General features: G+C 46.8%; 14 protein-coding genes. 6 read left to right on the top strand and 8 right to left on the bottom strand.

Going from position 1 to position 13,072, the window contains the following annotated elements; translation table 11 throughout:
- Window positions 1–42 precede the first annotated feature (42 nt).
- Complete coding sequence (locus tag K4039_RS08985) at window positions 43–543, top strand: DUF4276 family protein (protein WP_265234817.1); 501 nt, start codon at window positions 43–45, stop codon at window positions 541–543.
- Between the two features lies 1 nt (window position 544).
- On the opposite strand, the gene K4039_RS08990 is transcribed toward K4039_RS08985, so the two are convergent.
- From K4039_RS08990 to K4039_RS09015, 6 genes are all read right to left on the bottom strand, one after another.
- The gene (locus K4039_RS08990; RefSeq protein WP_265234818.1) at window positions 545–1,324 is read right to left on the bottom strand and encodes a DUF6816 family protein; all 780 of its coding nucleotides are present in this window, start codon (window positions 1,322–1,324) and stop codon (window positions 545–547) included.
- Between the two features lie 225 nt (window positions 1,325–1,549).
- Window positions 1,550–1,960 (bottom strand): ChuX/HutX family heme-like substrate-binding protein, encoded by a 411-nt coding sequence (locus K4039_RS08995; RefSeq protein WP_265234819.1) that lies wholly within the window; start codon window positions 1,958–1,960, stop codon window positions 1,550–1,552.
- Between the two features lie 218 nt (window positions 1,961–2,178).
- Window positions 2,179–3,132 carry a PhoH family protein gene (locus tag K4039_RS09000; protein WP_265234820.1) on the bottom strand — a complete coding sequence of 318 codons (954 nt, stop codon included), beginning with the start codon at window positions 3,130–3,132 and terminating at the stop codon, window positions 2,179–2,181.
- A gap of 351 nt (window positions 3,133–3,483) precedes the next feature.
- Window positions 3,484–3,999, bottom strand: a complete 516-nt coding sequence (locus K4039_RS09005; protein ID WP_265234821.1) for a KH domain-containing protein — start codon at window positions 3,997–3,999, stop codon at window positions 3,484–3,486.
- On the bottom strand, window positions 3,938–4,222 hold the full coding sequence (rpsP, locus tag K4039_RS09010) for a 30S ribosomal protein S16 (RefSeq protein ID WP_265234822.1): 285 nt from the start codon (window positions 4,220–4,222) through the stop codon (window positions 3,938–3,940). Before rpsP ends, K4039_RS09005 begins: the two co-directional genes overlap by 62 nt.
- Window positions 4,223–4,303: 81 nt before the next feature.
- A complete protein-coding gene (locus tag K4039_RS09015; protein WP_265234823.1) occupies window positions 4,304–5,638 on the bottom strand; it encodes a D-alanyl-D-alanine carboxypeptidase in 1,335 nt (444 codons plus the stop codon).
- A 477-nt stretch (window positions 5,639–6,115) separates the two neighbouring features.
- Here K4039_RS09015 and plsX point away from each other — a divergent pair, with 477 nt between their 5' ends.
- From plsX to K4039_RS09040, 5 genes are all read left to right on the top strand, one after another.
- On the top strand, window positions 6,116–7,165 hold the full coding sequence (plsX, locus tag K4039_RS09020; RefSeq protein ID WP_265234824.1) for a phosphate acyltransferase PlsX: 1,050 nt from the start codon (window positions 6,116–6,118) through the stop codon (window positions 7,163–7,165).
- Window positions 7,166–7,553: 388 nt separating this feature from the next.
- Window positions 7,554–8,555, top strand: a complete 1,002-nt coding sequence (locus tag K4039_RS09025) for a beta-ketoacyl-ACP synthase 3 (RefSeq protein WP_265234825.1) — start codon at window positions 7,554–7,556, stop codon at window positions 8,553–8,555.
- A 519-nt stretch (window positions 8,556–9,074) separates the two neighbouring features.
- Complete coding sequence (gene fabD / locus K4039_RS09030) at window positions 9,075–9,956, top strand: ACP S-malonyltransferase (protein ID WP_265234826.1); 882 nt, start codon at window positions 9,075–9,077, stop codon at window positions 9,954–9,956.
- Window positions 9,957–10,413: 457 nt separating this feature from the next.
- Window positions 10,414–10,605 (top strand): hypothetical protein, encoded by a 192-nt coding sequence (locus K4039_RS09035; protein ID WP_265234827.1) that lies wholly within the window; start codon window positions 10,414–10,416, stop codon window positions 10,603–10,605.
- Between the two features lie 274 nt (window positions 10,606–10,879).
- Complete coding sequence (locus tag K4039_RS09040) at window positions 10,880–11,518, top strand: 1-acyl-sn-glycerol-3-phosphate acyltransferase (RefSeq protein ID WP_265234828.1); 639 nt, start codon at window positions 10,880–10,882, stop codon at window positions 11,516–11,518.
- A gap of 95 nt (window positions 11,519–11,613) precedes the next feature.
- On the opposite strand, the gene K4039_RS09045 is transcribed toward K4039_RS09040, so the two are convergent.
- Both K4039_RS09045 and K4039_RS09050 read right to left on the bottom strand, forming a co-directional pair.
- Window positions 11,614–12,183, bottom strand: a complete 570-nt coding sequence (locus K4039_RS09045; RefSeq protein WP_265234829.1) for a GAF domain-containing protein — start codon at window positions 12,181–12,183, stop codon at window positions 11,614–11,616.
- 296 nt (window positions 12,184–12,479) lie between these two features.
- A complete protein-coding gene (locus K4039_RS09050) occupies window positions 12,480–13,070 on the bottom strand; it encodes a YdcF family protein (RefSeq protein ID WP_265234830.1) in 591 nt (196 codons plus the stop codon).
- Between the last annotated feature and the right edge of the window lie 2 nt (window positions 13,071–13,072).

Genomic DNA, 13,072 nt, shown 5'->3' on the forward strand with positions numbered 1-13,072 from the left:
CAAATCATGGGCGACATAAGAAGAACCAAGTAGGTATAATATTTGACATCCATACCGAAACATGAACCTATTCATATTCACTCATTTATTTATTATACATCGCTGAGGTTATTAAATTTTCATTCCTTATCAAAAATACCAGAATGTGCTGATATCGAAAAATTTGTTGGGTTTGCGGCACCAGAAATCGAAGCTTGGATTATTGCTGATTGGAATAATTCAATAGCTAAAAATTCAGATTTTCGAGGCAGACACGAACGGATGCGTTGGTGGCTGAGTAAAGAAAAAAATGTTCCTTTTGAGAGTCCCGAATCATTTAGTGAATATGATTTTAAAAGAGATTGCTGTCAAGACAAGCTATCAGAGACATTAATTGAGTCAACAACTGTTGAACATGAGAGCAATTTCGATCGACCACGCTTTTCCAAAGGATTGCATACTCCTTTACTATTGAGAGAAATCGATCCGAACGAAGTTCAAAAAAAATGTCCGTTATTTCGCGAACTCTATAACTATCTCAATAATTTTTGTCGTTCTTCTTAGCTTATTCTCCCGGCAATAACTCCAACCGATATCGGTACAAAGCCACAGGATGCCCCCCAGCAGCAAAATAATCCGGGTCTTGGGGCGACAAATAAATCGCTGTCACCTGATCCGCCTCAATTCTTTTACTCGCATAACCGCCATTTTCCCCGCCTCCAAACACTCGATAAGCCGTTGTTGTTTCCACCTCGTTTAAATAAATATCAGTCTCTCCCCGAAACACCTGCTGAGAAATCTCTGTAGACATAAATTCATCGGGATTGGGCGTTTCAGTGCCGCGACTGGTAACAATCGAAATTAGTTGGCGATCGCCTTTGAGTATGGTAATCTGGCGGTTGGGATTGTTCGGATCGACTTTCACGGAAAGTACGCCGCCGTCGCCTAAATAGGCTTTGGCGATGTTCAAACCGTTAAAAGTGCGATCGCCCACAATCTTCTTCGCTAGCTTAGATTTATAATTAGAAAAAATACCAGTATCTATTTCCGGTTGAAATCGCACTTGAAATAATACGGGCTGCTGTAAATACTGGCGATTTTTTTCAAATCCAGGCGTGACAATATTTGGCGCTAAAGGAGCGGCTAAATCCACCAAAATGCTCGCAACATTCCAATTTCCTCCCATCCAGTCTGGATACACCAAATCTCCCTTAGCTACAGCGATGGGAGGCTTGCGATCCCAATTGGGAAAACTGGAAATGCGATCGGCCAAAACCCCCGCCCTGGCAGCCCCACCCCACAGCAGCACAGCCAAAACCAGACAAAAACCCCAAATTACCTTCATACCAAATTACATTCAAACAGCTAATTTTTTCTTTCTCTTCTCTCTTCTATGCGTTCTCAGCGCCTCTGCGATTAATTAATCCATAAGTACGCAACAAATTAGTTAAACCTCATATTTATAGCATTTTCATAAGCAGGCATCTTGCCTGTTTCACAAAAATAAATTTGCCGCTTGTGGGGTGGGCATCCTGCCCGCCCCAAATATGCAATTTCAAAGTCGAAAAGCCTATTTTTCAAGTGTCTCAACAGGTGCGGGTTCCCAAACCTCCCCGTATTTTTCCTTCAATTCTTGCCAATTTTCCACCTGTCCCGGTTCATATTCCCCCGGCTTTCCCCACTGCAAAAACGCGCTCAAAGCAGCCTCATTTTGCTCGTCGAGGAAACGAATTGCATAAGTTGTAAAATTGCCTCTTTTCGCCTCCCCAGTCTCGAACTTCACCTGTTTGATTTTGTCCATATTCAGGTGAAACTCAAATATTTCGGCGTGCATATTTGCATATTTACCCTTCGGTAACTCCGCATAAAACAGCTTGTGAATCGAACCGCGTACTTCCAGGACAGCCGCGCTGCTAGTCACAATTAAACGCAGTGTACCCAATTTTTCGCAAGCTTCTAAGAATTCTTTCAGATTAGGCATAATTTGGTAATTGGGAATTGATAATTGGGAATTGATAATTGGTAATTGGGGATTGGTAATTGGTAATAACAACCCAAAACACCAAATAACTAATAATACCCCATGACAACTGACAACTGACAACTGACAACTGACAACTGACAACTGACAACTGACAACTGCCCACTGACAACTGACAACTGCCCACTGTCAACTGTCAACTGTCAACTGTCAACTGACTACTTTTCGTGCAGTTCGTAAGCAGCGACAATCCGCTGCACTAGGGGATGTCTCACCACATCCGCCTGATTGAATTCACAGAACGCAATGCCCTCAACGTTGCCCAGAATTTGTTGGGCAACTGACAATCCCGATTGTTGGTGTGGTGGCAAATCTGTTTGAGTGATATCGCCTGTCACTACCATTTTCGATCGAAAGCCCAGACGAGTCAACACCATTTTCATTTGAGCAGGCGTTGTATTTTGAGCTTCGTCCAAAATTACAAAAGCATTGCTGAGAGTGCGCCCTCGCATATAAGCTAAAGGAGCTACTTCGATCAAGCCTCTTTCCATTAAATCGGCCATTTTTTCGGGGTCGATTATTTCTTGGAGGGCGTCGTAAAGCGGACGCAAATAGGGATCGACTTTTTGCTGCAAGTCTCCCGGCAGAAATCCTAATTTTTCCCCAGCTTCTACGGCTGGCCTGGTTAAAATCAGCCGTTCGTACTGCTTGCTTAACAGCGCTTGCACGGCTAAAATAGCTGCTAGAAATGTTTTGCCAGTACCCGCAGGGCCGATGCAAAATGTCAAGTCGTGCGTGCGTACTGCTTGGACGTACTGGCGCTGTTTGAAGGTTTTGGCTCGAATTTCTTCGCCGCGGCGGGTTTTGGCGAGTACGTCTCGCTGTAAGTCTTGCAAATCGCCTTGGCGGTTGGTATCCAATGCGTAGCGGGCCGTCTGGATTTCTACTCCGGTGATGGTTTTGCCGGATTTCCAGTAGTCGGAGAGCGATCGCACTAATTTATGGCACAATTCTACTTGAGTTTTTGTGCCGGAAATCAGTAGTTCCTGGCCTCGCATTACCAGGTTAGCTCCGGTTTGCTTAGAAATAATTTTCAGGTTTTCTTCTTGATTGCCGGCTAGCGACATGGCGCTTTGAGTGCTCGGTAACTCGATTGTTAGTTTTTCAGTCATGCTAGCATGAGCCCCTCCAAATAAGCAATTGAATGTTAACAATTAACGGTTAAATTAGCCCTACTTTGCGAACAAAAAAACGCCAGATACTAGATTTTACCTAGTATCTAAGCGTCTTTTCTGTTTAACTCGCCAATGAGTTTGGTGCTTGAGGCACAAATCAAATCTCCCTTCTTTGAAGTGAGGTAACTTTAGATTTGAGATTTGAGATTTCAGATTTTAGATTTACCTGATTCCGCTGAGATTTGAGATTTTAAATTTTACATTTGTGTCCGATCGCAAAATCGGCAATCTAAAATCAAACGATACAACAGGCAATCTAAAATCTAAAATTCTTGCTGGGTTCTTCAGTTAATAACCGGGAGTATTTCTGCTCGTTCTAAACGTAGGTGTGTTAGTACGGCGAGGTTGTTCTCTCGGAGTTCTGCTAGGTAAGGGAGTCGGCGATGGAGGCGCTGTCCGGGGGCGGAAATCGCCTCGCGGCTCGCGCGTGCCACGATCTGGTCGATCGCGATCCGGGCGATCGCCCCTAGGCGGCAAGGAGTTGCGATCGCCCGCTTCGACATCATATATGTCTAAGTAGAGAGACTGACCAGCAGTTTGCGCCACCGCTTCGAGGGTAGTTCTAATCGCCTGAATATTGCGTCCGCCCCTACCATAAACCCGCCCTTTGTCAGGATCTTCAAAAGCGAGACGAACCCATACCCGCGATTGACGCGGGTGCAGTTCGCAATCAACCCGCAAAGACGAGGGGGTCTCTAAAAAAGGCCCAATTAAAAACTGTACGAGTCCAGCGTAGTTGGGACTAGCTGACTGCTGCTGTGCTGGATTCAACGTTGGCTCCGGCTCCGACTTGTTCAAATACATTCGCTTTTCTCAGGATGTCACGCACGGTGTCAGTTGGCTGAGCGCCTTGTTGTAGACGCTTGACAATCGCTGGAACATCCAGCCTGGTTTCGTTATTTCTAGGGTTGTAGAAGCCGAGTTCTTCTAGGGGACGGCCGTCGCGGCGGGTAGAGCTGTTCATCGCTACAATCCGGTAGCTTGCCTCGCGTTTCTTTCCGTATCTCTTCAATCGCAGTTTGATCATCTTCTTGCAGAATAGTCCTGTTTCAATTCTAAACTATTATGTCGGTCGTCTTTCGGCGAACCCCAACTCAACCCCTATTTCTTAACCTCCCAGCAAAATATCGCTGCGATTTGCTGCCCCCAAAGCTGGTCTAGCACCGTCAATGTGCGGTGTAATTGCTAGCGGCAGGGCCGATGCAGTTCCCCACTGCTGCACCAATTTTTGCAAAAATATATCTTGCTGCGCTCTCAAAGAGTCCCAATCGGTGCCGCGATTGATAATTGCAAACCAAACTAAACCCCGATCGCGCGTGGGTATCGCTCCAGCCAAAGCAATCACCGTGTCCAAAGTACCAGTTTTCACCACAGCCGATCGCGGAATGTGCCGATGTTCCACAGTTCCCTTATCGCGCCCAGACACCGGAAACAAGTCAGCAATTGTCAACCCAGTAGTCTGAAGGTTGCGGGCGATCGCCTGCATCATCCCGCAAGCCGCCCTCGGAGACATCTGATTTTCGACTCCCAAGCCCGAACCGTTAATTAATTGAAGTTCCGCCTCCGGCACCCCCGCCGCCCAAGTAGCTTGCTGCTGGACTATTTTTGCCCCGCCCAAATTGTCCGCCAGCATTTGGGCAATTTCATTGTCGCTGTGGACGTTCATCTGCTTGAGAATTTCGGGTAAAGGGAGCGATCGACGCTTCAGCAGTAAATGCCCCGAACTAGCAAATTTCTCAGCAATCACGCTGCCGGCGATCGTTACTTGCGACTTTTTAGTTCCCGGAGCCATCTTAGAATACATTGACAGCACGTCCTGCGACCAACTACGGCTATCAAGTGCCTGTCGCAGACCCTCCCCCGCAGCCACAGGATCGGACTGGTAATTCATGCGGAAATTGCCTGTCACGACCAAATTGCCAGCCACGCGATCGATACCCATTTGATTGAGAGCATTGCCAACGGCGATCGCCTCCTCCCAAACAAACAGCGGATCGCCCCCGCCACTGACCACCAAATCTCCCTGCAATACCCCATTCCTAATCGGCCCCGTTCCCCAAAACCGCGTTTCAAACTGATAATCCACGCCCCAAGTTTCCAGGGAAGCCAGAGAAGTCGCAATTTTCGTCAGCGAAGCCCCAGGCATCAGCACCGTTCCCTGCTGACTTACCAGTGGCTGCATTCCCGCTTGCACCCAAACTCCCTGATTGCCGTCAATCAGATGCTTCGCCTTCAAATCTTTTAAATATTCCTCCACCGCCGCGGATGCCGGCAAGTCTGAATTTGCCGCATCTATTCCCCCAAAAGCCAGCTCTTCGGCTATCACTAACCCGGGTATCCCTCCCCGCCAAGCCAGTACCGACACAGCGTTGGGCGCGGCACTGCGTACCCCAGCCATGTCCAGCCATAGAGACATGATTCCTGAGCTAAATAAATCCAGCATTTTTTACTCCTAAAGTCAGTCGATTTTAGATTTTAGATTTTAGATTTACTCCGCTGATGAATCTGGGAGATTGAACTTTGGTCTAAAATTTGGGGGCCGAGTCACGACGAGTGTCGGAAACTTGTACCCGTTTTTGGGCGGGCCCACTGTAAACTATTCCATTGAGTTTTTCAATTGGCAGTCAAAAATAGTAAAGTAGGGACAAACTCTATCAGATTAGTCGTCAATGACAATTGTCCGATCGGGCGCGAGCAGATTTGAGTTATTTATTCGCACTTCTGGATTCAGACTCCAGACAAGCAAGAAACGGGTACAAGGCCCAGACGCTCTTGAGTGGATGCTCCCAAAATTTTAGACCAAAGTTCCTGCTCTCAGATTCAATGCTGCAAGTCAATCTCAAATCTCAACTCTCAAATCTCAACTCTCAAATCGACTGAGTTCCTGGTAGAATTTTTAGTGTTTCTCAAACATTGGTCAATGGGATCGACACGCGCAAGAATTGCAATAGACGCTATGGGTGGGGATCATGCCCCCGCCGAGGTTGTAGCTGGAGCGCTTAAGGCACAAGCAGAATTAGGCGTAGAGATTTTGCTGGTGGGCGACCCGCAGCAAATAGAAGACTCGCTACGTCTTCAAGACGCGATCGGCCGCGTCTGCAAAGGTCAGCTAGAAATCGTTCCTTCAGAAGGAACGGTGGAAATGCACGAAGAACCTCTAAGTGCCCTCAAACGTAAGCCCAACGCTTCGATTAACGTAGCGATGAACTTAGTCAAGCAGCAGCAAGCTGATGGTGTGGTGTCCGCCGGTCACTCCGGCGCGGCAATGGCTGCTGCCCTGCTCAGGTTGGGACGCTTACCTGGAATCGATCGCCCTGCGATCGGTGCAGTTTTGCCGACAATGGTACCTGGCACATCTGTACTGATTCTCGATGTTGGCGCTAATGTGGACTGCCGCCCCAAATATTTGGAGCAGTTCGCTCTGATGGGAACTATTTACAGCCAGTGCGTCCTGGGCGTAGCCGAACCTAAAATCGGTCTGCTCAACATTGGCGAAGAACCTTCTAAGGGCAACGACGCGGCGGTTCGCACCCACCAGTTATTGGTGGACAATCCGAACATTCCTTTTGTGGGGAATGCTGAAGGCCGCGACGTGCTGTCGGGGAACTTCAACGTAATTGTCTGCGACGGGTTTGTCGGCAACGTGTTGTTGAAGTTTGCCGAAGCGGTGGGCGAAGTCGTGGTGCAAGTGCTTAAGGAAGAATTGGCCGCCGGACTCAAAAATCAAATTAGCGCTCCCCTCTTGCAAGAAAGCCTCAAGGGGTTTAAGCAGCGGGTAGACCACGTTGAACACGGCGGCGGTTTGCTGTTGGGCGTTGCTGGAGTTTGCATTATCAGCCACGGTTCGTCTCAAGCTGCCTCGATTTTTAATGCCATTCGTTTGGCGAAGGGGGCTATTGACAACCAAGTGCTGGAGCGAATTCGATCGTGCAATCGCGAAAGTGCTTTGGAACAAGAAGCTGTGAAGTAGAGGCATTCAGTTGACAGTTGACAGTTGACAGTTGACAGTTGACAGTTGACAGTTGACAGTTGACAGTTGACAGTTGACAGTTGACAGTTGACAGTTGACAGTTGACAGTTGACAGTTGACAGTTGACAGTTGACAGCTACCTCTCCCGGTCAGGAAGAGGATTAGAGTAATGAATAGTCTTCTTTTACTTTCTCCCTACAAGGGTTCCGGCTTTCAACCAATTCTTTCTGGTAAGTAGAAATTAAAAATTGAAAATGTCCAATTAAAAATGTCAGCTTAAATACTCTGTTTTACTTAAAAAAAAAGTAATTTCAGCAGTTTAAAAAGAATTTTAATTTGTAGTTTTTAATTTTTAATTTCTCGACAGAACGCTCATAAATGGAGAGGAATGTTGCAGCAATCAGGGTTCGGCATCGCCGTCACGGGTAGCGGTTCTTGTACACCGCAGGTTTCGCTTGATAATAACGGTTTGAGTCAGATAGTAGAAACGTCTGATGAGTGGATTGGGGCGCGAACGGGTATTCGATCGCGCAGGCTGGCGGACGATCGCACTTCTTTGTGCGATTTAGCGTCCGAGGCATCCCGAAGGGCGATCGAAATGGCAGAAATTTCGCCAACAGATATCGATTTGATTATTTTGGCTACATCGAGCACTGATGACTTGTTTGGCACTGCCGGCAAAATTCAATATCAGTTAGGCGCGACAAAAGCTGTGGCTTTTGATTTGACAGCAGCTTGTTCGGGCTTTGTGTTTGGTTTAGTTACAGCCTCCCAGTTCATTCGGACAGGAGTTTATCAAAATGTTTTGCTGATCGGAGCAGATATTTTATCTCGCTGGGTGAATTGGTCGGATCGCGGTACTTGCATTTTATTTGGAGACGGTGCAGGTGCGGTGGTATTGCAGGCTTCAGAAGTCGATCGCTTTTTGGGATTTGAAATTCGCAGTGACGGTACGCAAAATTTGTCTCTAAATTTGGCTTACAAAGCCGAGTCAAAAGAATTAATTGAGGGCGTGAATATCGGACAAGGTGGATTTCAACCGATCACAATGAATGGTCAAGAAATCTATCGCTTTGCCGTGAGAAAAGTGCCGGAAGTCATAGAAAAAGCGATGTTTCGGGCAAATATTAGCGTCGCAGAAATTGACTGGCTGCTGTTGCATCAAGCCAATCAACGGATTCTCGACGCAGTTGCCCAAAGGCTCAAAATTCCCCCGGAAAAAGTAATCAGCAATTTGGCAAATTATGGCAATACCTCAGCAGCTTCAATTCCGCTTGCCTTAGACGAATCCGTGCGTCTGGGTAAAGTTAAATCTGGTGATACTATTGCTGCGGCTGGTTTCGGTGCAGGTTTGAGTTGGGGGGCGGCGATTTTTCAATGGGGAAGGTAGTACGATTTTAGATTTTAGATTTGAGATTTTAGATTGGGGAATTACTGATGAATTATGGGTTGGGATCGCGGGCCGGCGGTTTCATTTTTTTGGGGAACTGGTATAATATTTGGCATATTTCAAATTGCCAAGCGTGATTGTCGGGAGTGTAACCCTTGAAAAATAAAAATCCTTTAACACGCACGCCATCATACATAGGGTAAGGTGCGCACGGAGGGGTGCACCTGGAGGACAGCAGTTCTGGACAGGCTCATCCTGAGATGAAAAATTCTCTATTGTTCGATCGACTTTCCCCGGCCCGAAGGTTGAAAATCGGGCTACGGCTATTCAACTGATTAAATTAGCCTAAAAAAATATAAACGTCGTAAAAAACGCATTTATATGTTAGGATTATGAGTCGCGAGTAGATAGTTCGTTAACAAAAAGATAGCGGATACCAGCCACCGAACTTAAAAGCGGGAAACAAAGAATTTTTGCAATCACAAATTAGCAACCACCAAATAGCAGATTACCGGAAAAATGACTAAAACAGCATGGGTATTTCCCGGACAAGGTTCCCAGGCGATCGGGATGGGTGCAGACTTATTAAACTTGCCGACAGCCAAAGCTAAATTTGAGCTAGCCAAAGAGATTTTGGGTTGGTCTGTCTCGGAAGTTTGCCAAAAAGAAGAAGAAAAACTTGCTCGCACTCTCTACACTCAGCCTTGCTTGTTCGTAGTAGAAAGCATTTTGGCAGACTTAATGCGAGAAAAGAGCGATCGACCTACAGTAGTTGCAGGTCATAGTTTAGGAGAATACGTTGCCCTGTACGCAGCAGGTGTCTTTGACTTTGAAACGGGATTGCGCTTAGTAAAACGCCGCGCCGAACTGATGGAGACTGCCTCTGGCGGGCAAATGGTGGCTTTGATCGGGTTCGACAGGCAGGAATTAGAACTGCAAATTCAGTACAGCCGAGATGTGGTACTGGCAAACGACAACAGCGAAGCACAAGTCGTGATTTCTGGAACGCCGACAGCAGTAGAAGATTTGCTGGCTAAAATTAAAGTCAAACGCGCCGTTAAATTGAATGTTTCCGGTGCGTTTCACTCTCCGCTGATGGCATCAGTGGCGGCAGAGTTTCAACTAGCCCTAAAGGCTGCAAGGTTTTCCGATGCTAAAATGCTGGTACTCTCGAACTCAGAACCGACAGCGACTACTAGCGCAGCTACTTTAAAACAGCGGTTGAATTATCAAATGACTAAAGGCGTGCGCTGGCGAGAAATCTCCCTGCAATTGCCGCAACAAGGAATCGATCGCGTAGTGGAAATTGGCCCAGGCAAAGTGCTCACTGGTTTGATCAAACGGACTTGTCCAAATTTAGCGCTGGTAAATGTTAGTAGTTTTGCCGATTTGCCTGCTTAATCTCTTGTTAAACGGTGATTCAGCCGCCGGCCCTAAAATTGAGTTAATTGGCTTGAACATTGCCCAAAAATGAATGGCACAACAGGCAAATCCGAATATGGCTTGTTGTGCAAATTGGCGATCGACAATCCAGACAGGTAGAAAATCTCGATCGGCAAATCCTGATGTAGACTAAGCTTCAGTTGACAGTTGACAGTTGACAGTTGACAGCTACCTCTCCCGGTCAGGAAGAGGATTGAAGCAATGAATAGTCTGATTTTAATTTCTCCCTCAAAGGGAGAGGCTTTAAACCAATTCTTTCTGGTAAAAATCAAGATATCTTCAAGGAAACTGCTCAAGACTTGTCAAAAGTCGGCGGCCCGGCAGGCCCGATTAAAGTCATTAAGAGACCCGCAATTAGTGGCACTCACCAAGCATTTAAAGACCAAGTGCTCTGAGATGGCGAGTTTGGTACGGGGTGCGAGTTGTCCCCATAGACAGTGCGACGCCAGATGCCCCCAATTATCGCTATCAGTGGCAGTTGTACTACGCTGACAAAAATCCCCCCAGCCAAGCGGTTAAGGATTTCTTGGGCTACGCGACTTCCGATGAAGGAAAAAAACGATGCTGGCCGGAAATCAATACCTCTCGGTTAAGCACAAAATTGTAGGATTTAATCTCCTGAAATGCTTGTAAACTCGTTAGGGATTGTTAACCAAAGTTCCTTAACCGAGAGGTATTGGGCCGGAAATTAACAGAACTTAGTTAGTCCTAAAGTCTCGCGGGTGCGTCGCTGCGGGAATTTTCGCCACTATTTGAAATTATGCGATCGCCACGCACCCTACATCATTACGTTATGCGTTTTTTTCATAAGTCTTAGTTAATTTTCCAGAGCTGAACTGATAGGCTAATATTCGGTGTAGTTTAAAATTTAAGGTTTTTCCGTGAGCAAAAGTCGCGAACCAGTCGAGAGTTTACTTCTCTATTATTTATTCAAGTGGTCAATTGTCAGCCCGATGCTGCACCTTTACTTTCGGGGCCGCATCTACGGTACAGAAAATGTTCCAGCAGAAGGGCCAGTGGTGATAGTCAGCAATCACGCCAGCGATTTTGATCCGCCGATTTTGTCTAGTTCCATGAGGCGACCGGTCGCATTTATGGCGAAGGAAGAGTTATTTAAAGTTCCAATTTTGAAGCAGGCAATTACGCTTTACGGCGCTTATCCTGTGAAGCGAGAAAGTGCCGATCGCAGTGCAATTCGATCGGCTATCAAATCTTTGGAAAATGGCTGGGCGACTGGTGTATTTTTGCAGGGAACTCGCACGCCCGACGGCAGAATTACTGACCCGAAATTAGGGGCGGCGCTGATCGCTGCTAAGGCAAAAGTGCCATTGTTACCTGTGAGTTTGTGGGGAACTCATGCAATTTCGTCGAAAGGTTCGGCAGTGCCGCGTCCGGTGCCGCTGACGGTGCGAATTGGTAACTTAATTGAAGCGCCCGGTTCCTCGGATCGCGAGGAGTTGGAAGCGCTGACTCAAAGATGTGCAACGGAGATTAATGCGATGCACGATTTGGGCCGCTGATGCAGCTTGGAGGATGTTTTTGTAGAACTTACGCAGGTTCTATCGTTCGGACTTCACTCCTTCTTTTCTGAGGACTAAAGTCCGAACGATCAAACCTATTTTATGGCGGTTGTGCGTGAAGCGAAGCTATCCCCTAGGGAATCGCCCCTAACAAAAGCAACAGCCAAGGGCGAAATTTTTTCTGTAACTGCTGCGATAACTTGGCGATCGAAGTCAGTCCAAACTCTGGGGCGATCGAAAATACAAGGCTGCAAAACCCCCCATAACAAGCCGTCAGCACAAAGGTGAGCGTGAATCAAAGCACGATGTCCGAACTCTTTTGCCTCAAAATCTTTGTTAACAACTTCAGGATTTGCTGTTTCAACATCCTCCACAAAAATTGAAGGTTCAGTGCGCAAAGCCGCAGCAAACAAAGGGTCTTCGTCTCCTAAAGATTCCGGTTCTTTTTTCCACTGGGCACCGCTAACATCGGGATAGTTCGAGTTGCGACACCAGCAGTAAGGTGTTCTGCCCGTTTGGGTTTCAGGATTGCGGAGGTAGAGAAAAACGCGATCGCAATTTAACACCTCGCCTAAAGCCGGCACCAAGGCCGAAAAAACAGCATCCGCAGTCTTGCTGTCACTCAAAATTTGCTCCAGAACTTGCGGCAGAATTTGGTCTGTCATTAACTTTCGGTCTTTAAGTTCACCTACAGATTTTAAACTACTAATCTTCTTATCTGACGGATTTGTCATCAGCCTCTTCGCGGTTTGTGAAATCGCTATCAAATACAAGTTTTAAAAATTTGGGGAAGGGAAAAAGATTTTATCGCAACCGCACCCGACCTTTAGGGCGTTCTTAATTGCACAAATATGAGATTTTCTTCCTGTTGCTTTCTTCTTTTTGTTGCTTCCTTCTCCTGATGACTAATGACTACTGACTACTGACTACTGACTAATGACTAATGACTTCTTCCCTTTGTTTATTGAATTCTGGCATGGGTAAAGTCAGCACCCGTATAACCAGTTGTCAGCCACATAATAGCTCTAGCACCGTCGCGAACAGCTTTTTGCACCGGTTCGGGGGTTCGCCCAGACGGAACTGCCACAGGCTTAAAACTAATCCCTCGACTGCCGAGCACGATTTCGCCGATAATCTGAGCTCGCCGCATATGATCGTCAGAAGTGATCAGATACACGCTCTCAATCCCTTTAGCTTTCAATTCATCTACCAGCGTGGTAAAATTTGTTACCGTATCCACCGCTCTGTAGTCTAAGTGCAGGCGATCAGACTTAATTCCCGCTTCTGAAAACACCCATTCCGCGAACTCAGGATTGCTGCCAGAAGACACCCAAATCGGCAATTGAGGGTGCTTAACAGCAAATTTGGCAGCAAACACCTCTCGCTCCGTAGCCCCACCTAGAACTAACAAAGCTTGGGGTGTCTGAAACTCGCTCTTAACCTGCTGATAGCCAAACCAACAGGCCATCAAAAGCCCTACTAGGAACCAAAAATTGAGTGAATTCCTCAAACGCTTGTAACGCCGCGTGTTTGAATTGATTCTTAACCACATCT

The sequence above is a fragment of the Lyngbya sp. CCAP 1446/10 genome (assembly GCF_026130175.1).
Classification (GTDB): Bacteria; Cyanobacteriota; Cyanobacteriia; order Cyanobacteriales; family Microcoleaceae; genus Microcoleus.

What these genes read in the sequence shown, in the direction of transcription:
- K4039_RS09005 (WP_265234821.1), bottom strand. Translation starts at nt 3,999, where the DNA reads ATGTATTTGAACAAGTCGGAGCCGGAGCCAACGTTGAATCCAGCACAG.
- K4039_RS09025 (WP_265234825.1), top strand. Translation starts at nt 7,554, where the DNA reads ATGTTGCAGCAATCAGGGTTCGGCATCGCCGTCACGGGTAGCGGTTCT.
- fabD (WP_265234826.1), top strand. Translation starts at nt 9,075, where the DNA reads ATGACTAAAACAGCATGGGTATTTCCCGGACAAGGTTCCCAGGCGATC.
- K4039_RS08990 (WP_265234818.1), bottom strand. Translation starts at nt 1,324, where the DNA reads ATGAAGGTAATTTGGGGTTTTTGTCTGGTTTTGGCTGTGCTGCTGTGG.
- K4039_RS09015 (WP_265234823.1), bottom strand. Translation starts at nt 5,638, where the DNA reads ATGCTGGATTTATTTAGCTCAGGAATCATGTCTCTATGGCTGGACATG.
- K4039_RS08995 (WP_265234819.1), bottom strand. Translation starts at nt 1,960, where the DNA reads ATGCCTAATCTGAAAGAATTCTTAGAAGCTTGCGAAAAATTGGGTACA.
- K4039_RS09000 (WP_265234820.1), bottom strand. Translation starts at nt 3,132, where the DNA reads ATGACTGAAAAACTAACAATCGAGTTACCGAGCACTCAAAGCGCCATG.
- K4039_RS09050 (WP_265234830.1), bottom strand. Translation starts at nt 13,070, where the DNA reads ATGTGGTTAAGAATCAATTCAAACACGCGGCGTTACAAGCGTTTGAGG.
- rpsP (WP_265234822.1), bottom strand. Translation starts at nt 4,222, where the DNA reads ATGATCAAACTGCGATTGAAGAGATACGGAAAGAAACGCGAGGCAAGC.
- plsX (WP_265234824.1), top strand. Translation starts at nt 6,116, where the DNA reads ATGGGATCGACACGCGCAAGAATTGCAATAGACGCTATGGGTGGGGAT.
- K4039_RS09045 (WP_265234829.1), bottom strand. Translation starts at nt 12,183, where the DNA reads ATGACAGACCAAATTCTGCCGCAAGTTCTGGAGCAAATTTTGAGTGAC.